16 protein-coding genes and 1 tRNA gene are annotated in these 18,849 nt (G+C 66.1%); 10 read left to right on the top strand and 7 right to left on the bottom strand.

Translation table 11 applies throughout. The features are described from left to right. The first annotated feature begins 88 nt into the window (after positions 1 to 88). Together BMI01S_RS07800 and BMI01S_RS07795 are read left to right on the top strand one after the other, a co-directional pair. Entirely contained in the window at positions 89 to 1,246 is a 1,158-nt protein-coding gene (locus BMI01S_RS07800; protein ID WP_028213088.1) for a glycerate kinase, read from the top strand. A 228-nt stretch (positions 1,247 to 1,474) separates the two neighbouring features. After that, positions 1,475 to 1,921 carry a MarR family winged helix-turn-helix transcriptional regulator gene (locus tag BMI01S_RS07795; RefSeq protein ID WP_028213087.1) on the top strand — a complete coding sequence of 149 codons (447 nt, stop codon included), beginning with the start codon at positions 1,475 to 1,477 and terminating at the stop codon, positions 1,919 to 1,921. Between the two features lie 137 nt (positions 1,922 to 2,058). Here BMI01S_RS07795 and BMI01S_RS07790 read toward each other — a convergent pair. After that, positions 2,059 to 2,145 (bottom strand) — tRNA-Leu (locus tag BMI01S_RS07790). A 294-nt stretch (positions 2,146 to 2,439) separates the two neighbouring features. On the opposite strand from BMI01S_RS07790, the gene BMI01S_RS07785 reads away from it, so the two are divergent. Then, a complete protein-coding gene (locus BMI01S_RS07785; RefSeq protein WP_028213086.1) occupies positions 2,440 to 3,282 on the top strand; it encodes a squalene/phytoene synthase family protein in 843 nt (280 codons plus the stop codon). 63 nt (positions 3,283 to 3,345) lie between these two features. On the opposite strand, the gene BMI01S_RS07780 is transcribed toward BMI01S_RS07785, so the two are convergent. Together BMI01S_RS07780 and BMI01S_RS07775 are read right to left on the bottom strand one after the other, a co-directional pair. Then, positions 3,346 to 4,581, bottom strand: a complete 1,236-nt coding sequence (locus BMI01S_RS07780) for a DUF1501 domain-containing protein (RefSeq protein ID WP_028213085.1) — start codon at positions 4,579 to 4,581, stop codon at positions 3,346 to 3,348. Positions 4,582 to 4,648: 67 nt separating this feature from the next. Beyond that, on the bottom strand, positions 4,649 to 6,145 hold the full coding sequence (locus BMI01S_RS07775) for a DUF1800 domain-containing protein (protein ID WP_028213084.1): 1,497 nt from the start codon (positions 6,143 to 6,145) through the stop codon (positions 4,649 to 4,651). A gap of 124 nt (positions 6,146 to 6,269) precedes the next feature. Between BMI01S_RS07775 and BMI01S_RS40705 the strand changes: the two genes are divergently transcribed. Next, entirely contained in the window at positions 6,270 to 6,539 is a 270-nt protein-coding gene (locus BMI01S_RS40705; protein WP_154671301.1) for a hypothetical protein, read from the top strand. On the opposite strand, the gene BMI01S_RS42900 is transcribed toward BMI01S_RS40705, so the two are convergent. Next, positions 6,423 to 6,728, bottom strand: a complete 306-nt coding sequence (locus BMI01S_RS42900; protein WP_081716098.1) for a hypothetical protein — start codon at positions 6,726 to 6,728, stop codon at positions 6,423 to 6,425. The two genes, BMI01S_RS40705 and BMI01S_RS42900, sit on opposite strands and share 117 nt — an antisense overlap. Before the next feature lie 250 nt (positions 6,729 to 6,978). Here BMI01S_RS42900 and ompR point away from each other — a divergent pair, with 250 nt between their 5' ends. The 3 genes from ompR (at position 6,979) to BMI01S_RS07755 (ending at position 9,833) form a co-directional block, all read left to right on the top strand. Next, a complete protein-coding gene (ompR, locus tag BMI01S_RS07765; protein WP_027814652.1) occupies positions 6,979 to 7,713 on the top strand; it encodes an osmolarity response regulator transcription factor OmpR in 735 nt (244 codons plus the stop codon). Between the two features lie 53 nt (positions 7,714 to 7,766). Further along, positions 7,767 to 9,116 (top strand): ATP-binding protein, encoded by a 1,350-nt coding sequence (locus BMI01S_RS07760; RefSeq protein WP_028213082.1) that lies wholly within the window; start codon positions 7,767 to 7,769, stop codon positions 9,114 to 9,116. A gap of 168 nt (positions 9,117 to 9,284) precedes the next feature. Then, positions 9,285 to 9,833 (top strand): peroxiredoxin, encoded by a 549-nt coding sequence (locus BMI01S_RS07755; protein WP_028213081.1) that lies wholly within the window; start codon positions 9,285 to 9,287, stop codon positions 9,831 to 9,833. 19 nt (positions 9,834 to 9,852) lie between these two features. Here BMI01S_RS07755 and BMI01S_RS07750 read toward each other — a convergent pair whose 3' ends face one another. The 3 genes from BMI01S_RS07750 to ispD form a co-directional block, all read right to left on the bottom strand. Continuing rightward, positions 9,853 to 11,022, bottom strand: a complete 1,170-nt coding sequence (locus BMI01S_RS07750) for an acyltransferase family protein (RefSeq protein WP_036019725.1) — start codon at positions 11,020 to 11,022, stop codon at positions 9,853 to 9,855. A gap of 160 nt (positions 11,023 to 11,182) precedes the next feature. Continuing rightward, positions 11,183 to 11,662 (bottom strand): 2-C-methyl-D-erythritol 2,4-cyclodiphosphate synthase, encoded by a 480-nt coding sequence (gene ispF, locus BMI01S_RS07745; protein WP_028213079.1) that lies wholly within the window; start codon positions 11,660 to 11,662, stop codon positions 11,183 to 11,185. 34 nt (positions 11,663 to 11,696) lie between these two features. Then, entirely contained in the window at positions 11,697 to 12,425 is a 729-nt protein-coding gene (gene ispD / locus BMI01S_RS07740) for a 2-C-methyl-D-erythritol 4-phosphate cytidylyltransferase (protein ID WP_028213078.1), read from the bottom strand. A gap of 343 nt (positions 12,426 to 12,768) precedes the next feature. On the opposite strand from ispD, the gene mfd reads away from it, so the two are divergent. The 3 genes from mfd to BMI01S_RS07725 all read left to right on the top strand — a co-directional run bounded on the left by mfd (position 12,769) and on the right by BMI01S_RS07725 (position 18,688). After that, a complete protein-coding gene (gene mfd, locus BMI01S_RS07735; protein ID WP_028213077.1) occupies positions 12,769 to 16,248 on the top strand; it encodes a transcription-repair coupling factor in 3,480 nt (1,159 codons plus the stop codon). Positions 16,249 to 16,432: 184 nt separating this feature from the next. Then, a complete protein-coding gene (gene argE / locus BMI01S_RS07730) occupies positions 16,433 to 17,656 on the top strand; it encodes an acetylornithine deacetylase (protein WP_028231429.1) in 1,224 nt (407 codons plus the stop codon). 21 nt (positions 17,657 to 17,677) lie between these two features. Further along, positions 17,678 to 18,688, top strand: a complete 1,011-nt coding sequence (locus tag BMI01S_RS07725) for a threonine/serine dehydratase (protein WP_028213075.1) — start codon at positions 17,678 to 17,680, stop codon at positions 18,686 to 18,688. The last annotated feature ends 161 nt before the right edge of the window (positions 18,689 to 18,849 follow it).

Genomic DNA, 18,849 nt, shown 5'->3' with positions numbered 1-18,849 from the left:
GCACGCGGCGGGCTGCTAAGCTTACGCTCGCGCCGGACGCCCCGCCGGCCGCAGCCACTCCCAACACCATTCTTCCAGCAGAGACACCATGCCGAATTCGTCGACTGACGTTCCCGTTATCGTCATTGCTCCTGATTCTTTCAAAGGCTCGCTCAGCGCGGACGGGGTCGCCGCCGCGATCGCCGAGGGCATCCGGCGCGTGCGCGCCGACGCAGACATCCGCATCCGCCCGATGGCCGACGGCGGCGAAGGCACCCTCGACGCGATGCTGTCGATGGGCGGCGAGCGCCGCGTGATCCACGTGGAAGGCGCCGCGGGTCCGAAGCGCGACGCTGCGGTAGGGTTGCTGCACGACGGCAGCGCGATCGTCGAGACGGCCGAGATCGTCGGCATTACGGACGCGGTGGGCATGGGCGTGCCGGTAGCCGCGCGCAGCACGCGCGGCATGGGCGAAGCGATTCGCGCACTGCTCGATGAAGGCGTGCGGCGCTTTTACGTGGCGCTCGGCGGCAGCAGCACAAACGATGGCGGCGCGGGCCTGCTAGCGGGCCTCGGACTGCAGCTCTTCGACGCGGACGGCAAGCCGCTCGAGCCGACCCCGGAGGCGCTCGCCCGGGTTGCACGCGTGGACGCATCGGGTCTCGACGCGCGGCTTGGAGAAGCCGAGTTCGTCGGCATGTCCGACGTCGACAACCCGCTCACGGGAGAACACGGCGCGACAGCCGTGTTCGGCCCGCAAAAAGGCGTGACGCCCGAGCAGGTGGCGCCGATCGACGCGGCGCTCGGCCGGTTCGCCGATCTGGTCGAAGCGGCGCTGGGCCGTCGCGTGCGCGACGAAGCGGGCTCCGGCGCCGCCGGCGGCCTGGGTTTCGCGCTGCGCATCCTCGGCGCGAGCTTCGAGCCGGGCGCCGAGGTCGTTGCGCGCACCATCGGTTTGGACGAGGCCCTCGACAACGCCGACTGGCTCATCACCGGCGAGGGACGCTCGGACGTCCAGACGCTGCATGGCAAGGCCCCGTTCATCGCCTGCCGCCACGCCGCGGCCGCCGGAGTGCCGGCGACGCTGCTCTCGGGCGCCGTGGACGCGGCTGCCCTGCCGCGCCTCGCCGAGCACTTCAGCGGGTGCTTCTCGCCCGCGCCCGGCCCCGTGACGCTGGAAACCGCGATCCGCGACGCGGCGCGCCTCCTTGCCAACGAGGCGGAGCAGCTCGCGCGCCTCAAATACGCTGCGCGTACATCCATCTGAACGGCGTTGCCGGGGCCACCCGCCCCGGCTTTCCCGACGCAAGCCTCGCGGCCCGATACACGAACCTGCTCGCACCGCGCATTCCGCAGTAAGCGATTAATAGATTCGTGCGCTATTCCGGGTGCTTAACAAGGGATTCGGATGCGTTGACCCGGGCGCCGGATGGGGCAACAATCACAGAATCGCGACACGATCGCGCCCTTCCCAAGCGACCAGACCAGGACTCCCATGAAGGCAAGCAAAGCCGGACTCGAACAATTCCTCACCTATCGGCTGCATGTCCTGAACAAGCTCTCCGAACGGGGCGCCAGCGAACGCTACCAGGCGAAGCTCGGCATCACACTTCCGGAAGCTCGGCTCATTGCAGCTGTGGGTGCGTTCGGCCCGTTTTCCGTGATGGAACTTGCGCGCCACGCCAATCTGGACAAGAGCCAGGCGAGCCGCGCAGCCGAGGCGCTGATGCGCCGCGGCCTCATGCAGCGCGATACAAGCGAGGAAGACGGCCGCCTCGTACTCGTTTCGCTCACACCCGATGGACGCGCGCTGTATCGCAAGGTCATGCCCATTGCGCGCAAGTGGAATATCGACTTGTTTGCGAGCCTTGACGACAAGGAGCGCGACACGCTTGCGCGTGCACTCAACAAGGTGATCGAGGCCATGCAGGCGGAGCTGTAACGCAGCAGGCTCAAGCAGAGGCGATAAATCAAATAGATGGCCCACGCAACAGGTCGTCGCCGCCAAGCCGCCGTCGTCATCTGCGGCGCGCAAACAAAAAAGGCCATGTACCGATGGGTACATGGCCTTTCTATTTGTGGTGCGTGAGGCCGGACTCGAACCGGCACACCCTTGCGGGCGTCAGGACCTAAACCTGGTGCGTCTACCAATTTCGCCACTCACGCGAATTCATGCGCCAGTTCGGCGATACAACCGCGCGTACAACCCTTCGCAACTTGCCGACTGATCGAGTCCTCGTGAGACGTCAGGCAAAAAGCGCAAGCGCGAGATTCTAACCGATTGGCTGGCGCTTGTCTGCATCCCCAAAACAATGCGCGACGATGCGCCGGGCAAGCCGCCGTTCACTGTGGCGGGCCGGCGGAGCCGATCTCAGCACACCCCGATGCTAGAATCGCGGCTCTATCTCGCGCGCGCTGTGACCGTCACGCGTGCCGCATCGCCCCACATCTGCGAACGCCGTGAACTTCGACGACTACTGCCTGCAAAAGGCGGCTCCCCCTGGTTCGAGCACCTACTATGCGCTGCGTCAGGCCCATGCCGCGCGTCAGCCGCTTCTCACCGCGCTCTTCGCGCTGCGCCGTGAGCTCGAGGAAACCGCGAAGGAAACGAGCGACCCCACGGTGGGCCGCACCAAGCTTGCCTGGTGGCAAAAGGAACTGGCCGCGCTCGCCGCGGGCAAGCCTGCGCATCCGGTCACCCAGGCACTCGCCGCGCATCTCGACGACACGAGCACGATCTACCCCGACCTGCAGGCACTGCTCGCCGGCTTCGAGATGGATCTGGAACAGGCGCGCTATCTCGACCTGCCCAACCTGCGCCGCTACATGGACGGCGTAGGCGGCACATTCGCCTCGCTCGTCGCGCAGCTGAGCGCGCGCACCGAAGCGGACCGGCGCGACGCCGCACGCTGGGCCGCACCGCTCGGCAACGCGCTCACGCTCGCGCAGTTCGTGCCGGAAATCGGCAACGACGCGCGCCATGGGCGCATCTACGTGCCGATCGACGAACTGCAACGCTACAACGTGACGGCCTCCGATCTGATCAACCGGCGATATAGCGCGGAGTTCACGGAGCTGATGCAATTCCAGACCGCGCGCGCGAGAGACTCGGTGCATGCCGCGCTCGACGCGATTCCCGCTTCCGCGCGCCGCGACCAGCGCACGTTGCGAGCGCTCGCGGCACTCGAACTCGCGTTGCTGGACGAAGTCGAGCGCGAGGGGTACCAGGTGCTGCATCAGCAGATCGTGCTCACGCCTGTCCGCAAGCTCTGGATCTCATGGCGCGCCGCACGCCGCAGTTGACGCACGTCGTGAGCCTGGCCCCGCCGGGCTGGATGTGTCCGGCAAGGCACGCACGAACCGTCACTACGCCCGCAGCAACGGCAGCGCCTCGAAGCGCTGCTGCAATACGGCCTGTGCGTCGAGCCCCCACCATGGTCCGAGTACGGTCGCATAGATCTGCCTGAAGTCCACACCCACTGGCAGATTGCCATTGCCATCGAGACGCGCGAGTTCCGGCGGCTGCCCGTAAAGCCCGCCCGCCACCCGCCCACCCGCCACGAAATGCGCCGACGCCGTGCCGTGGTCGGTGCCGCGGCTTTGATTCTCGCGCACGCGCCGCCCGAATTCCGCATACGTCACGATGAGCGCTCGGTCCCAACGCCCAAGCTCGACCAGGGCCGAACGCATCGCCACCATGCCCGCCGCGAACTGGCGCAGCAAGTCGGCGTGACGCTGCGGCTGATTCTGGTGCGTATCGAAACCGTTGAGCGTCAGACGAATCGCCGCGACGCCGCACCCCGGCACCGGCTCGCCTTGCGGGGTGTCGGCCGACGCGAGCGCGTGCATCGCTGTCTGGATCGATGCGCCGAACGCCCCCGCCGGGAATGCCGTCTTCAACGCGTAGTTACCTGGATGCGGCCGCAGTTTGTCGGCGGCGTGCACGATGTCGTTTTCGACGTCGAGGATATGGGCGAGCGCCGGGTTGCGCTCCTTGAGCGAAACCGGCCTGACGAGGCGCGAGACACGCGCGAACTGCGCCGGATTCACGAGCGCGATGGCGCGTGCGCCGTTGGAGAGCGGCCCCATTTCGGCGCTGCCGAGCACGAGCGCGTCGGCGGCGAAGTTACCCGGCACCGGGGCGCTTGCGAATGCGCGCGTGAGCCATCCCTCGCGCAGGTATTGATCCGAGCGCGAAGCCGTGTCCCAGATCTCGATCGAGCGAAAGTGTGACAGGTTCGGCTGCGGGTAGCTCACGCCCTGCACGATCGCGAGTTCGTGCGCACGCCATATCGACATGAGAGGAGCCAGCGCGGGATGCAGCGCGGTGCGCTCGTCGAGCTGGATTGCCTGCGCGCGCGGCACGCCGATGGTTTGTCGATAGCGGTAGTAGAGCGGATCGGCGAAAGGCACGACCGTGTTCAGGCCATCGTTGCCGCCCTTGAGTTCGACGAGTATCAGCAGGTTTGCGTAGCCGTTCGCGACGCCCGGGCGCACGAACCGCGGGTCCTGCGCGCGCGCGGCGCCGGGCAGCCACAGCGCCGTGCCCGCCATCGCCACGGTGGCCCGGGCACCGGCTGCAAGAAAGTCACGTCGCTTCATGGCTTGCCTCGCTCATCAGTGATGCAGTGCACCTTCGCGCCATCAGCCCCCCGTTCCACTGCATGCGTCATTTCAGCTGATACACCGGATCCATCAGCAGTGCCTGGAGATACGAGCCGGCACTGCTACCCGCTGCGATCGCATCGACAGGCGCGAGCGGCAGCACGGCATGCTGCATCTGCAACTGCGCAGAAATGCCGGGCGTCGCATCGGCGGTGAGGCCGAAGTGCGCGAGCCAGCCATCCAGGTCGAAGCGCATGCCGCCTTGCAAGGCCTCCGGCGCGTTCCGCATGGTTTGTGCGCATTGCGAGACGCTTGCGGCGATCTTCGTCGCCGGTGCCGCAGACTGCGGCCGCCCCGCCTCTGTCGCGCGAAACAGCTGCTCGACGAACTGCTTGCGCGCGAGCAACGTCGAACTATTGATCCACGACACCCCGCCCGGCCAGCCCTTCACATTCGGCGGATAGAACAGGTTCTCGCCCAATGCGGCCGCACGGCGCGCAAACGGCAGCGTGTCGCCGTACGCCACGTCGAAGCGCCGCATCGTCCCGACGATGAATTCCACCGGCGAACTCACGAGCACGCCCCGGTTGCGCTCGTCCCAGAACGCGGGTGTCGTGAGCAGTGCAGCAAGCGCCGCGCCGATGTCATAGCCGCTCGCGCGAAAGCGCGCGGCGACGCCTGCAAGTTGCGCCTCCTCCGGCGTCCCGGAGATGAACTCGCGCCACAGTTTCGTGCTCACGTAACGGGCAGTTTGCGGCTGCGCGAGCAGGATGTCGAGCATCTGGTCGCCGTCGAATGGGCCGCTCTGTCCGAGCACGGTCTTTTCGCCATCGTCGTGCCAGTCGGCGCGCGAGATGAACGCCAGGGTATCGGGATCGAGCGCCCAGCCCGTATAGGCGCGCGCCGCTTCGGCAACGTCGCGCTGCGAATATTGTCCTTCGCCCAGCGTGAACAACTCCATCACCTCGCGCGCGAAATTCTCGTTGGGCCGGCCCTTGCGGTTGCCCGCGCCGTCGAGGTACTGCAGCATCGCCGGATCCTTCGCGACGGCGTGCAGCATCGTCGCGAAGCTGCCGAGCGCATGGCGTCGCAAGAGCGCGTTTTGCGCGGCCATCAACTGTGGCTCCGGGACCTTGTCCTGTCCCGAAGTGAAGTGGTTATGCCAGAGGAGCGTCATGCGCTCGGTGAGTGGCGAAGGCGTGACGAGCATTTCGCGCACCCACCACGCGCGCAGTTCGTCGTAGCGCGCTCCGCGCTGGCGCTGGGCCTCGCGGCGTTCGTCGGGCGTCCACGCACTGCGTTGCGCGCGGCTCGCCGGCACTTCATCCGCCCATGCGGGCAACGGCGTAAGCGCCTCACTGCGCGCGCCACCGATGAGCCGTGCAACCGCTTGCGCTCGCGTCATTCCCACCCAGGCCGAGACTTCGCCCGCGCGCGGCGCGAAGCCCGTGCGCAAGAGCAGATGGCGGGCGTCGTCAACGTCGAGAAGCCCGGCTGCCTCGCCACTCGCTACTTGCACGCCCGTTTCCTCGTTCGGCCCTGCCCGTCTGGAGTCGCTCATGATGAATGGTGGCGCGACGAGATCGTCGGCGTGGTCAGTCGATGTACTGGCTTAACGGTCGCGGTAAATCGTCTGTTGACAACGCCATTGCTACGGCATTTTTCAGCCTGGAGCGCGGCTCCCGATGACCCGAAATGCGCGCGATAACGATGAAATAATGAACGGCGCGAAAAAGAATCAACGTGAAAGCAAAGAGAAAATCGCGCGGGCGAAAAAGCAGCAACGGACTCGACACTTCATCCGCGCGCGCAGACTGCGCGAACACGCCGCACCGCGTTCAGCGCTTGTACAGTTCGCGCACGGCGTCTTCGATATGCTGACGCAAGAGGCGACGCTCGTCGGGCGTCATATGGCCGTCGCGGCGACGCTGATCGAGATCGGGGGGAACGGCTAGACGCTGATTGATATCGGATGCAGGACGCGGAATCGAGTCGGTGCGCACGCGTCGCGTTGTGGATTTGCCGCCCGGCGCGCGAGCGGGAGACTGAGCGTTTTCTGCAGAAGGCTGGGCCCGGGCGGGCACCGACTCCAGCGCAGCCACCACGCCACCGGCTAGCGCCAGTGCAAGCATGGTGTGGCGCATTGTCGGCCGTACCCCTCCCATCGTTTTGTTCCCTTCTTGACGCGGCAAACGGCTACCTCGAATACATGTCGAACCCGACTTCGCGCGGGCCTGGAATTTAAAGTCGAATGAAGTATCCACCGAACAGCCGCTGTACGTAAAGAAGTCTATCTGTCACTGCTTGCCGTCGTAGCACGGGACGGGTAAATTTTGTAACTGACTGTAACCTGATAATTGGTGCAAACTCGCATCACTATCCAATCGCGCTAAGATGCCAGGCATGGAAACCAAAAACCCGTCCAAAATTCTCGTTGTCGATGACGATCCCCGGCTTCGGGACCTGCTGCGCCGCTACCTCGGCGAGCAGGGATTCAATGTATATGTGGCCGAAAATGCCCCCGCCATGAACAAGCTGTGGGTGCGCGAGCGTTTCGACCTGCTGGTGCTCGACCTCATGCTGCCCGGCGAAGACGGCCTGTCGATCTGCCGGCGCCTGCGCGGCAGCAACGACCGCACGCCCATCATCATGCTCACGGCCAAGGGCGAAGACGTGGACCGCATCGTCGGCCTCGAAATGGGTGCCGACGACTATCTGCCCAAGCCCTTCAACCCGCGCGAGCTCGTCGCACGCATTCACGCGGTATTGCGCCGCCAGGCCCCGTCCGAACTGCCGGGCGCACCTTCGGAAACCACCGAGGTGTTCGAGTTCGGCGAATTCGCGTTGAATCTCGCGACGCGCACGCTCACCAAGGCGGGCCAGGAAATTCCGCTCACGACGGGCGAATTCTCGGTGCTCAAGGTGTTCGCGCGTCATCCGCGCCAACCGCTCTCGCGCGAAAAGCTCATGGAACTCGCGCGCGGCCGTGAATACGAAGTCTTCGACCGTAGCCTCGACGTGCAGATCTCGCGTCTGCGCAAGCTCATCGAGCCCGATCCGGGCAGCCCGCGTTTCATCCAGACTGTCTGGGGCCTTGGCTACGTCTTCATTCCCGACGGCGCGGCCTGATCCTGAGTGGCGTTTCATTGTCTGCACTGCTTCAGTTGAAACGGGAAGGATCCATGCGGATTGACCGGCGTTTGCTCACGCTCGCGTTCGGCGATCTGTTCTGGCGCACCTTCCTGCTGATCGCCCTTCTCATCGCGGTTAGCCTCGCCGCGTGGTTCCAGAGCTTTCGCGTGATCGAGCGCGAGCCGCGCGCGCAGCGCGTGGCGCTCCAGCTCGTCGCGATCGTCAAGCTCACACGCACGGCGCTGCTCTACTCCGATCCCGATCTGCGCCGCGCGCTGCTGCAGGATCTCGAGAGCAACGAGGGCGTGCGCGTGTACCCGCGCGAGACCACCGACAAGTACAAGCTCCAGCCCGACGAATCGCTCAATCGTCTGATCGAGCATGACATTCGCGGTCGCCTTGGCGACGACACCATCATCGCGCAGTCCGTCAACGACATTCCGGGCGTGTGGATCAGCTTCAAGATCGACGACGACGACTACTGGGTCGCGCTCGACCGCGAGCAGCTCGACAACGTCACGGGGCTGCAGTGGGTCGGGTGGGGGGTCTCCGCGCTCGCGCTATCGCTCTTCGGGGCGGCCTTCATCACGAGTCTCGTGAACCGGCCGTTCGCGCGCCTCGCCATGTCGGCGCGCATGCTGGGCTCCGGGCAGTCGCCCGCGCCCTTGCCCGAAAGCGGCATGGGCGTGGCGGCCGAAACCAATCGCTCGTTCAACCAGATGGTGCGCGACCTCGAGCAACTGGAGGCCGACCGCGCGCTCATGCTCGCGGGCATCTCGCACGATCTGCGCACCCCGCTCGCGCGATTGCGGCTCGAAACGGAGATGAGTCCGTCCGACCAGGCGACGAAGGACGCGATGATCGACGACATCGAGCAGATGGACCTGATCATCGGGCGTTTCCTCGATTACGCGCGGCCCACCCAGCGCATGCCCGAGCGCGTCGATCTGTCGGTCATCGCGGGCGAGATGGCCGCGCGCATGGCGAGCGAAGACGGCGTGCGCCTCATCACCCGCCTCGCGCCCTCGGCCGTGATCGAAGCCGACGACACCGACATGCGCCGCGTAGTGGGCAACCTCATCGAGAACGCACGCAAGTACGGTGCAAGCGAAACCGACGGCATCCCGCACATCATGCTCGAAACGCGCGTCTCGCATTCGCGCGTCGAACTCTCGGTGGTCGACGAAGGCCCGGGCATCCCCGAAGATCAGCTCCCGCTCGTCACCCGGCCGTTCTACCGCGTGAATACGGCCCGCACCCAGGCCAACGGCACGGGCCTCGGCATGGCCATCGTGCAGCGCCTCGTGGGCCGCTATCGCGGCGCGCTGCGCCTGCGCAACCGGCTGCCAGGCCCCGGCCTCGAAGTGACGATCGAGTTCCCGCTCGCCAAGGGCGCCTAGCCCATCCTCTTAGCATCGAAACACCGCAGGCGGCGCACCCTCGCTGCACGCGCCGCCTGCTCCTGCGACAATCGCTTCCATGAGCACGCGACGCTGCGGGTTACGGGCGTCATCCGTGCGGCGTCATAGCGGGCCGCCTTGCCCGCGTCTCGTCAGAGGAACTACGCCATGAAAACCGTCGGCGACAAACTCGAGGCTTTCACCGTCACGGCCGCGAAGCCCGGCTTCAATCATCCGGAGGAAAACGGCGAATCGGCGTTCGTGGAAATCACCGATCGCAGCTTTTCGAACAAGTGGAAGGTCATCTACTTCTACCCAAAGGACTTCACGCTCGTCTGCCCCACCGAGATCATGGCGTTCGCGCGCCTCATCAAGGAATTCGAGGACCGCGAAACGGTCGTGATGGGCGGCAGTTGCGACAACGAATATGTGAAGCTCGCGTGGCGGCGCGAGGACAGCGACCTCAGTCGCCTCAACCACTATTCGTTCGGCGACGTGAAGGGCGAGCTCATCGATCAGCTCGGCATACGCGACAAGGAGGCGGGCGTGGCGCTGCGCGCGACCTTCATCGTCGATCCCGACAACACGATCCAGCACGTCACGGTCAACAACCTGAACGTCGGGCGCAGCGCCGAGGAGGTGCTGCGCGTGCTCGACGGCCTCCAGACCGGCGAACTGTGCCCGGGCGGCCGCGAAATAGGCGGCGCGACGCTTTGAAACGCTGCGCCTTCGTGCGTTATAGCCGGCTCGCGGCGGCGGCGGCGGCGCGTGCGGGCAGGCGGTTGCGTATGGCCGTTTCGAGCGGCCGCTTCCATTCGAGCACGCGCTTTTCCAGCACCTGCCACGACAGATGGGCGAGCAGCACAGCCAGGATGAACTGCAGCAGGATCGCGACGAATGGCTGCGCCACATCGGGCACATCAAGGCGCGCGTAGAGACCCGGCGCCACGCCAAGCCGCGACGGCACGAAGTTATGGAACAGATAGAAGCCATAGCTGATCGTGCCGAGATATGCGAGCGGCCGCACCTCGAGCGCGGCGACAAACGCGCTGTCCTGGCGGCGCACGAGCCAGAGGAACAGCGCGCCGAGCGAGAGCGCAAGGCCGATGTCGAAGCAACCCGGCAGCAGCGCGCCAGCCGATTGCGTCGCGCTCGCCGGTGTTTGCGCGCAATCGATGCAATCGGCACGCGCCAGTGCGAAACCCGCGATCGCCGCCCACGCCCCGACGAACCATACGGCACTCGACCACCGTGTGCGCAACGACACGCGGTCGCCAGCAATGGCCAACGCGCCGCCAAGCGCGAGCATGGCGAAATTCCATGGCGAGAACGCGTAGATCAGCGGCGCAATCGCCCCTGTTTCATAGAGTGCAAGATGAGCGCATGCAGCGGCCGCGATCAGCGCCGCGCATAGCCTGAGATGGCGCGACGCGCGCACGAACAGCAGAACGAACGGCGCGACGAGATAGAACTGCTGCTCGGCCGCGAGACTCCAGAAATGCGAAACGGTGCCGGGCCAGCCATCGTGCACCAGGCCGACCCAGAAATTGGAGAGGAATACGAAATGCCAGGCGAGCCCCAGATCGACATCGCGCTGGTAAAAGCTCGCATGCACGATGGTGAGCGCGATGAGCAGCAGGTAATACACAGGAAAGATGCGCAGCGCGCGCTTCATGAAGAACACATATAGAAGCGCGGCCGCGCGCGCGCCGTTCTGCTCGATCTGCAGCCGGTTGCGATGCAATTCGCCGATGATCAGATAGCCGCTGATCAGAAAGAACAGCCAGACGCCGATCTTGCCCGCGTCGATTGCGTCGACGTGGGCCTTGTGGGAAAGAAATACGAGCACCACCGCGAGCGCCCGCAGACCGTCGAGGCCTTTCACGCGTCCTTGAACTCTCGCCATTGCCCTCCCCGCGTCCGGTTAGCGGCTCAGTATGGGAGCAAAAAAACGGAAATTAATCGGCAAGAAAAGCAACGGCGACGATTGCAGCTGCAATCATCGCCGTCATCTCGCGAGCAGGTACGTGCCCTGCTCGCGCCTCAACGGTTCGTTGAACGACTGGTCACGCGCGCTGGAGCAGCACGGCCGCCTGCGCTTCGATCCCTTCGCTGCGGCCGAGATAGCCGAGCTTTTCATTCGTCTTCGCCTTCACGTTGACGCGTTCCACCGGCAGGTTCAGGTCTTCGGCGATGGTCTTGCGCATCGACTCGATGTGCGGCGCGAGCTTGGGCGCCTGCGCGATCACCGTGGTGTCGACGTTCATGAGCGTAAAGCCCGCTTCCTGCACGCGGCGCAGGCATTCGCGCAGCAGCACGCGGCTGTTCGCGCCGTAGAACTGCTTGTCGGTGTCGGGAAAATGGCGGCCGATGTCGCCGAGCGCCGCCGCGCCGAACAGCGCGTCGGTGATGGCGTGCAGCAGCACGTCGGCGTCCGAGTGGCCGAGCAGGCCGCGATCGTAGGGGATCGTCACGCCGCCGAGCACGAGTGGGCGGCCGGGCACGAGCGCGTGCACGTCGTAGCCTTGTCCGATTCTGATGTCCATGTGTGGGGTTCCGGGTCGATGGGTTGCGGGGCGCTTATTCTGCGGGCCGGCTCAAGATCGCTTCGGCGAGCGCGAAGTCTTCGGGATACGTCACCTTGAAATTTCGCAGGCTGCCCTGCACGAGACGCGGCGCATGGCCGAGCCATTCGATGGCGCTCGCTTCGTCGGTGAGGTCGTGGCCGTCCTGCTGCGCGCGCTCGATCGCGGTGCGCAGCATGCCGATGCGGAACATCTGCGGGGTCTGGGCCTGCCAGAGACCGTCGCGCGCCTCGGTGCGGGCAATGCGTGCGCCTGCTGCCTCGCATGTGGCATCGTCCTTCGGCGCGACGCGCTTGAGCGTATCGGCCACGGGAAGCGCCATGATGCCGCCCACGGGATCGTCCTTGAGCGTGTCGACGAGCGAGCGGATCAGCGCGGGCGTGATGCCCGGGCGCGCGGCGTCGTGCACGAGCACCCAGTCGTCGTCGGTCGCGCCGAATTCGCCCAGCGCGCCCAGGCCGTTGTAGACCGAAGCCTGGCGCGAAGCGCCGCCGCAGCGGCGCACCGCGAAGCGCAGACCAGCGAAGCGGCGCGCGTCGAAATGATTATCGTCGGGGGAAATCACCACGAGCGTCTGCGAGAATTCGTTGCAGGCGTCGAAGGCGGCGAGCGTATAGTGCAGGAGGTCGCGTCCGGCAACGGTCCGGTATTGTTTCGGCATGGCCGATCCCGAACGGCTGCCGGTGCCGGCGCACGGAATCAGGGCAAAAAGGCGTGAAGTCACGGTGTCGCGAGCCGCATGAGTCAAAGTAAAGGACGGATTTTATAATAGGTCCCTTACCCGCACGCCGGACACCCGCAAAGACGTCCGCACCACCGGCCCGATTCCCTGGAATTCGAGCCGTGGCGCGCACGCAACCGGTCTCCCGAATGGCGCCTGGCCGCCCCGCCTCGCGCGCAAGCCGAAGCCATTCGTACGACCGCCGAGGCCCGGCCCGTGCGGCCACGCGCATGGCTTTGCACTTGAAGGCCCGAACCCGGCCCCCAAATTCCCGCGTTGCACCTCGCCCGAATTTGCCAAAATAGCGGCCACCCTACCGACACAAGCGTCGGCCACCCTGTTGCCTATGTCCGATATCGCCGCATCCTCGCAGTCACCGTCCCCTGTCGCCGTCGTCAAGCCGGGGCAGCGTTACGCGTTCGACGGCACGCACGGTTCGTCCGATGCCCTCCTGATGGCCCGCTACCGCGAAGCCGCGCGCGCCGGGGCGGCGCGTGCGCCGCTACTGGCCGTGATCTGCGCGAGCGCCGTGGACGCCCAGCGCCTCGCCCAGGAGATCCCGTTCTTCGCGCCCGAAGCGCGCGTGCGGCTCCTGCCCGACTGGGAGACGCTCCCGTACGACACGTTCTCGCCGCACCAGGATCTCGTTTCCGAGCGCCTCGCCACGCTGCACGATCTCGGCGAAAACCGTTGCGACATCCTCATCGTGCCGGCCACCACGGCGCTCTACCGCATGCCGCCGGCGTCGTTCCTCGCGGCTTACACATTCTCGTTCTCGCAAGGCGAGCGCCTCGACGAAGCGAAGCTCAAGTCGCAGCTCACGCTCGCGGGCTACGAGCACGTGAGCCAGGTGATGCGCCCGGGCGAATACTGCGTGCGCGGCTCGCTGATCGACCTCTTTCCGATGGGCTCGCCGCTGCCCTATCGCATCGACCTTTTCGACGACCAGGTCGACTCGATCCGCGCGTTCGACCCGGACAGCCAGCGCAGCCTCTACCCGGTCAAGGACGTGCGCCTCTTGCCGGGCCGCGAATTCCCGTTCGACGAAGCGTCGCGCACGGCGTTTCGCAGCCGCTGGCGCGAGGTGTTCGAAGGCGATCCGAGCCGCGCGACGATCTACAAGGACATCGGCAACGGTGTGCCCTCGGCGGGCATCGAGTACTACCTGCCGCTCTTCTTCGAAGAGACGGCCACGCTGTTCCACTACCTGCCCGAGAACGCACAGCTCGTGTTTTCGGGCGACCTCGAAGCCTCGATCCGCCGCTTCACCAACGACACGAAGCAGCGCCACAGCTTCCTCTCGCACGACCGCGAGCGCCCGATTCTGGAGCCGCAACGTCTCTTCCTGACCGACGAGGACTTCTTCACGCTCGCCAAGCCGTTCGCGCGCCTCGTGCTGCCGGCCACGAGCGCGGGCGGCTGGGCCACGGCGCTGCCGAGCCTCGCGATCGACCGCCACGCCGACGACCCGCTCGCCTCGCTGCGCGCCTACCTCGAGACGACGAAGAACCGTGTGCTGTTCGCGGTGGAATCGGCGGGCCGGCGCGAAACCATCGCGCAGCTGCTTGCCGACAACCATCTGCGCCCCGCCTCCGCCGATAGCTACGAAGACTGGCTCACCGGCGACGAACGCTTCGTCCTCGGCGTCGCGCCGCTTTCCACGGGCTTCTCGCTGCCGGGCGAGGAGCTCGCGGTCATCACCGAGACCGAGCTTTACGGCCCCCTCGCACGCCGCGCGGGACGCCGCCGCCAGGAGCAGGCGAGCAACGTCGATTCGATGGTGCGCGACCTCTCCGAGCTGAAGGTGGGCGATCCGGTCGTCCATGCACAGCACGGCATCGGCCGCTATCACGGCCTCGTGACGATGGACTTGGGCGAAGGCGACACCGAGTTCCTGCACCTCGAATACGCGAACGGCAGCAAGCTCTACGTGCCGGTTTCGCAGTTGCACGTCATCTCGCGCTACAGCGGCGCCGATCCCGATAGCGCGCCGCTGCACGCGCTCGGCTCGGGCCAGTGGGAAAAGGCGCGCCGCAAGGCCGCGCAGCAGATCCGCGACACCGCCGCCGAGCTGCTCAACCTCTACGCGCGCCGCGCCGCGCGCGAGGGCCACGCGTTCGCGCTCGAACCGCGCGACTACGTGAAGTTCGCCGAGAGCTTCGGCTTCGAGGAAACGCCCGACCAGGCGGCGGCGATCGCCGCCGTGATCGGCGACATGACGAGCGGCAAGCCGATGGATCGCCTCGTCTGCGGCGATGTCGGCTTCGGCAAGACCGAGGTGGCGCTGCGCGCGGCGTTCATCGCCGTGATGGGCGGCAAGCAGGTGGCGATCCTCTCGCCCACCACGCTGCTCGCCGAGCAGCACACGCAAACCTTCACGGACCGCTTTGCCGACTGGCCCGTGCGCATCGCCGAGCTGTCGCGCTTCAAGTCCGCGAAGGAAGTGAGCGGCGCGATCCAGCAGATCAACGACGGCAGCGTCGACATCGTGATCGGCACGCACAAGCTGCTCTCGTCCGATGTGCAGTTCAAGCGCCTCGGGCTCGTCATCATCGACGAGGAACACCGCTTCGGCGTGCGCCAGAAGGAGGCGTTGAAAGCGCTGCGCGCGGAAGTGGACGTGCTCACGCTCACCGCCACGCCGATCCCGCGTACGCTCGGCATGGCGCTCGAAGGCCTGCGTGATTTTTCGGTCATCGCGACCGCGCCGCAAAAGCGCCTCGCCATCAAGACCTTCGTGCGACGCGAGGAAGACAGCGTGATCCGCGAGGCGATGCTGCGCGAACTCAAGCGCGGCGGCCAGGTGTACTTCCTGCACAACGAAGTCGAAACGATCGAGAACCGCCGCGCGATGCTCGAAGCGCTCGTGCCCGAGGCGCGCATCGCGGTGGCGCACGGGCAGATGCACGAGCGCGAGCTCGAAACCGTGATGCGCGATTTCGTGGCGCAGCGCGCGAACGTGCTGCTCTGTACCACGATCATCGAGACAGGCATCGACGTGCCGACCGCGAACACGATCCTCATCCATCGCTCCGACAAGTTCGGTCTCGCGCAGTTGCATCAGCTGCGCGGCCGGGTCGGGCGTTCGCACCACCAGGCGTACGCGTATTTGCTCGTCCACGATCCGCAAGGACTCACCAAGCAGGCGCAGCGGCGTCTCGAGGCGATCCAGCAGATGGAAGAGCTGGGCTCGGGCTTCTATCTGGCGATGCACGACCTGGAGATTCGCGGCACGGGCGAAGTGCTCGGCGACAAGCAGTCGGGCGAAATCCAGGAGATCGGCTTCCAGCTCTACACGGACATGCTCAACGACGCCGTGAAGGCGCTCAAGGACGGGCGCGAGCCGGATCTGAACGCGCCGCTCGCCGCGACCACCGAGATCAATCTGCACGCGCCCGCGATCCTGCCCGCCGACTATTGCGGCGACGTGCAGGAGCGCCTGTCGCTCTACAAGCGGCTTGCGAACTGCGAGCACGACGACTCGATCGACGGCATCCAGGAAGAGCTGATCGACCGCTTCGGCAAGATGCCGCCGCAGGCGCATGCGCTGATCGAAACGCATCGTCTGCGTCTCGCGGCCAAGCCGCTCGGCATCACCAAGATCGACGCGGGCGAAGCCGTGATCGGCCTGCAGTTCGTGCCGAATCCGCCCGTGGACGCGATGCGCATCATCGAGATGGTCCAGAAGCACAAGCACATCAAGCTCGCCGGTCAGGACAAGCTGCGCATCGAAACGCGCAGTCCCGACCTCGCGGTACGCGTGGCCACCGTGAAGGAGACGTTGCGCGCACTGGGTGCGCCCAATCGCGCGGCGGCCCCGCGCTAGGCGCTGTTTGCACCACTGCCGACGCCCGCGCGCACTGCCCTGCGCGCGGGCGTTTTTTGCATGGATGTTGCGCAGCGTCATGTGAGCGGTGCGCAGCCGTGATGGCGGCGCGCGCGCCGCCCGCGGCTTTGGCCTGCCCCGTTTTTTCTGTAAGATGAACAGAATCCGCAAGCTGGAGTCCGACATGGCCCTCGCCGCTGAAACAGCGCAGTCGTCCCCGTCTTCCGCCGCCCTTCCCGCCTCGCTCCCCTGGGTCACCCGCCTCGTTTCGATGGACACGGTCAGCCGTCATCCGAACCTCGGGCTGATCGAGACGGTGCGCGACGATCTGCGTGCGCGCGGCATCGAGTCGACGCTCACCTATGGCCGCGACGGCAAATGGGCCAACCTGTTCGCCACGATCCCCGCTTATGACGGCGAAACGAACGGCGGCATCGTGCTCTCGGGCCACACCGACGTGGTGCCCGTGGACGGTCAGAATTGGGACAGCGATCCGTTCAAGCCCGAGATCCGCGACGGCCTGCTCTATGGCCGCGGCACGTGCGACATGAAAGGCTTCATCGGGGCGGCGCTCACGCTGCTACCCGAGATCCAGCAGACGAAACTGGCCAGGCCCCTGCACCTCGCGCTCTCGTTCGATGAGGAAATCGGCTGCGTGGGCGCGCCGCTCATGATCGAAGAACTCATGAAGCGCGGTGTGAAGCCCGAAGGCTGCATCGTGGGAGAGCCCACGAGCATGCGCCCGATCGTGGCGCACAAGGGCCTCAATGCGTATCAATGCTGTGTGCGCGGCCAGGCCGCGCATTCGTCGCTCACGCCGCGCGGCCTGAACGCGATCGAATACGCAGCGCGTCTCATCTGCTACATCCGCGACATGGCCGACGAATTCCGCGCCAACGGCCCGTTCGACGAACTCTACGACGTGCCGTTCACGACGGCGCAAACGAGCACGATAGAAGGCGGCAACGCCCTCAACACGGTGCCGGCCGAATGCCGTTTCGCCTTCGAGTTCCGCAACCTGCCGACGCTCGACCCCGACAAGATCTTCGCGCGCATCGAACAGTACGCGCGCGAAACGCTGGTTCCGAAGATGCAGCGCGAGCATGCGGCCGGCGCGATCGAGTTCACGAAAATCGCCGCGGCGCCCGGCCTCGACGCCGCCGAGCAGGCCGCGATCACACAGCTCGTGCGCGCACTCACCGCCGACCAGACGCGCCGCAAGGTGGCCTACGGCACGGAAGCTGGCCTCTTCGCGCGCGCGGGCATCCCGAGCGTGGTGTGCGGCCCGGGCGACATCCAGCAGGCGCACAAGCCCAACGAATATGTGGCGCTCGAGCAACTCGCCGCCTGTGAAGGTTTCCTGCGCAAGCTCGTGCACGGCATGTCCGCCGATGCGCTGGCACAGTGACCACGCTGGACGCGCAAGATCATGTCCACCGACGCGCCGCTGCGCACCGACCACACCATCGACGGCGAGGCGATCCCCACCCTCGACGACATCGCCTCGCAGCATTTCGCGCTTGCGCCCTGGGTGCTGCGCACGCCGGTGTTCGACCGCCACGATCTGTCCACGCTCGAAGACACGCTCGTCAACTTCAAGTTCGAGCTGCTCCAGGCGAGCGGCAGCTTCAAGGTGCGCGGCGCGTTCACGCATCTGCTCGCGCTCGACGCCACGCAACGCAGCGCGGGCGTCACCTGCGTTTCCGGCGGCAACCACGCCATTGCGGTCGCGTATGCAGCAATGCGGCTCGGCATTAGCGCGAAGGTCGTGCTCTTTCGTACCGCGAGCGAAGCGCGCGTCGCTCAATGCAGGCGCTTTGGCGCCGAGATCGTCGTGGCGGGCAACAGCAGCGAGGCGTTCGACATCGTGCGCCGCATCGAGACCGATGAGGGACGCTATTTCGTGCATCCGTTCAACGGCTATCGCACGATTCTCGGTACGGCCACGCTAGGCTACGAATGGGCCACCCAGGCGCCCGATCTCGACGCGGTCGTCATGCCCATTGGCGGCGGCGGGCTCGCGGCGGGCGCCGCCACGGCGCTGCGCCTCGCGAACCCTCGCGTGCGCGTGTACGGGGTCGAGCCCGAGGGCTCGGACGTGATGAGCCGCAGCTTTGCCGCGAACCACACCGTGCATATGACCCATATGCACTCGATCGCCGACTCCCTCATGGCGCCACATTCGGAGCAATACGGCTACACGCTGTGCCGCCGTCATATCGAGCGCATCGTCACGGTCTCCGACGACGACATGCGCCGTGCGATGCGCGTGCTGTTCGAGCAACTGAAGCTCGCGGTCGAACCAGCGTGCGCCACGGCGACGGCCGGGCTCCTCGGGCCGCTGCGCGAGACGCTGCAGGGCAAGCGCGTGGGCGTGCTGCTCTGTGGGACTAACACCGATCCCGAGACCTTCCACCAGCAGATATCGCTCGCCTACTGAGGGCTGGCACGCGCCGCGGGCACAACGTGTGCGATCGCAGGGACTTTTGTCACTCGCACGAGATCCCTGCGGCCGGCAAAACCTTAGCAAATGTCAAATTGCTACCGCGATGCGGATGCGTTCGCTATGATTGCGCCAATGCATCGTTTTGACCCCAGCCC

This window comes from Paraburkholderia mimosarum LMG 23256 = NBRC 106338 (assembly GCF_000739815.1).
In the GTDB taxonomy this organism is placed as follows: domain Bacteria; phylum Pseudomonadota; class Gammaproteobacteria; order Burkholderiales; family Burkholderiaceae; genus Paraburkholderia; species Paraburkholderia mimosarum.
This window is presented reverse-complemented; position numbering and strand designations above follow the sequence as displayed.

What these genes read in the sequence shown, in the direction of transcription:
- BMI01S_RS07800 (WP_028213088.1), top strand. Translation starts at nt 89, where the DNA reads ATGCCGAATTCGTCGACTGACGTTCCCGTTATCGTCATTGCTCCTGAT.
- BMI01S_RS07795 (WP_028213087.1), top strand. Translation starts at nt 1,475, where the DNA reads ATGAAGGCAAGCAAAGCCGGACTCGAACAATTCCTCACCTATCGGCTG.
- BMI01S_RS07780 (WP_028213085.1), bottom strand. Translation starts at nt 4,581, where the DNA reads ATGAAGCGACGTGACTTTCTTGCAGCCGGTGCCCGGGCCACCGTGGCG.
- BMI01S_RS07775 (WP_028213084.1), bottom strand. Translation starts at nt 6,145, where the DNA reads ATGAGCGACTCCAGACGGGCAGGGCCGAACGAGGAAACGGGCGTGCAA.
- BMI01S_RS40705 (WP_154671301.1), top strand. Translation starts at nt 6,270, where the DNA reads ATGACCCGAAATGCGCGCGATAACGATGAAATAATGAACGGCGCGAAA.
- BMI01S_RS42900 (WP_081716098.1), bottom strand. Translation starts at nt 6,728, where the DNA reads ATGCGCCACACCATGCTTGCACTGGCGCTAGCCGGTGGCGTGGTGGCT.
- ompR (WP_027814652.1), top strand. Translation starts at nt 6,979, where the DNA reads ATGCCAGGCATGGAAACCAAAAACCCGTCCAAAATTCTCGTTGTCGAT.
- BMI01S_RS07760 (WP_028213082.1), top strand. Translation starts at nt 7,767, where the DNA reads ATGCGGATTGACCGGCGTTTGCTCACGCTCGCGTTCGGCGATCTGTTC.
- BMI01S_RS07755 (WP_028213081.1), top strand. Translation starts at nt 9,285, where the DNA reads ATGAAAACCGTCGGCGACAAACTCGAGGCTTTCACCGTCACGGCCGCG.
- BMI01S_RS07750 (WP_036019725.1), bottom strand. Translation starts at nt 11,022, where the DNA reads ATGGCGAGAGTTCAAGGACGCGTGAAAGGCCTCGACGGTCTGCGGGCG.
- ispF (WP_028213079.1), bottom strand. Translation starts at nt 11,662, where the DNA reads ATGGACATCAGAATCGGACAAGGCTACGACGTGCACGCGCTCGTGCCC.
- mfd (WP_028213077.1), top strand. Translation starts at nt 12,769, where the DNA reads ATGTCCGATATCGCCGCATCCTCGCAGTCACCGTCCCCTGTCGCCGTC.
- argE (WP_028231429.1), top strand. Translation starts at nt 16,433, where the DNA reads ATGGCCCTCGCCGCTGAAACAGCGCAGTCGTCCCCGTCTTCCGCCGCC.
- BMI01S_RS07725 (WP_028213075.1), top strand. Translation starts at nt 17,678, where the DNA reads ATGTCCACCGACGCGCCGCTGCGCACCGACCACACCATCGACGGCGAG.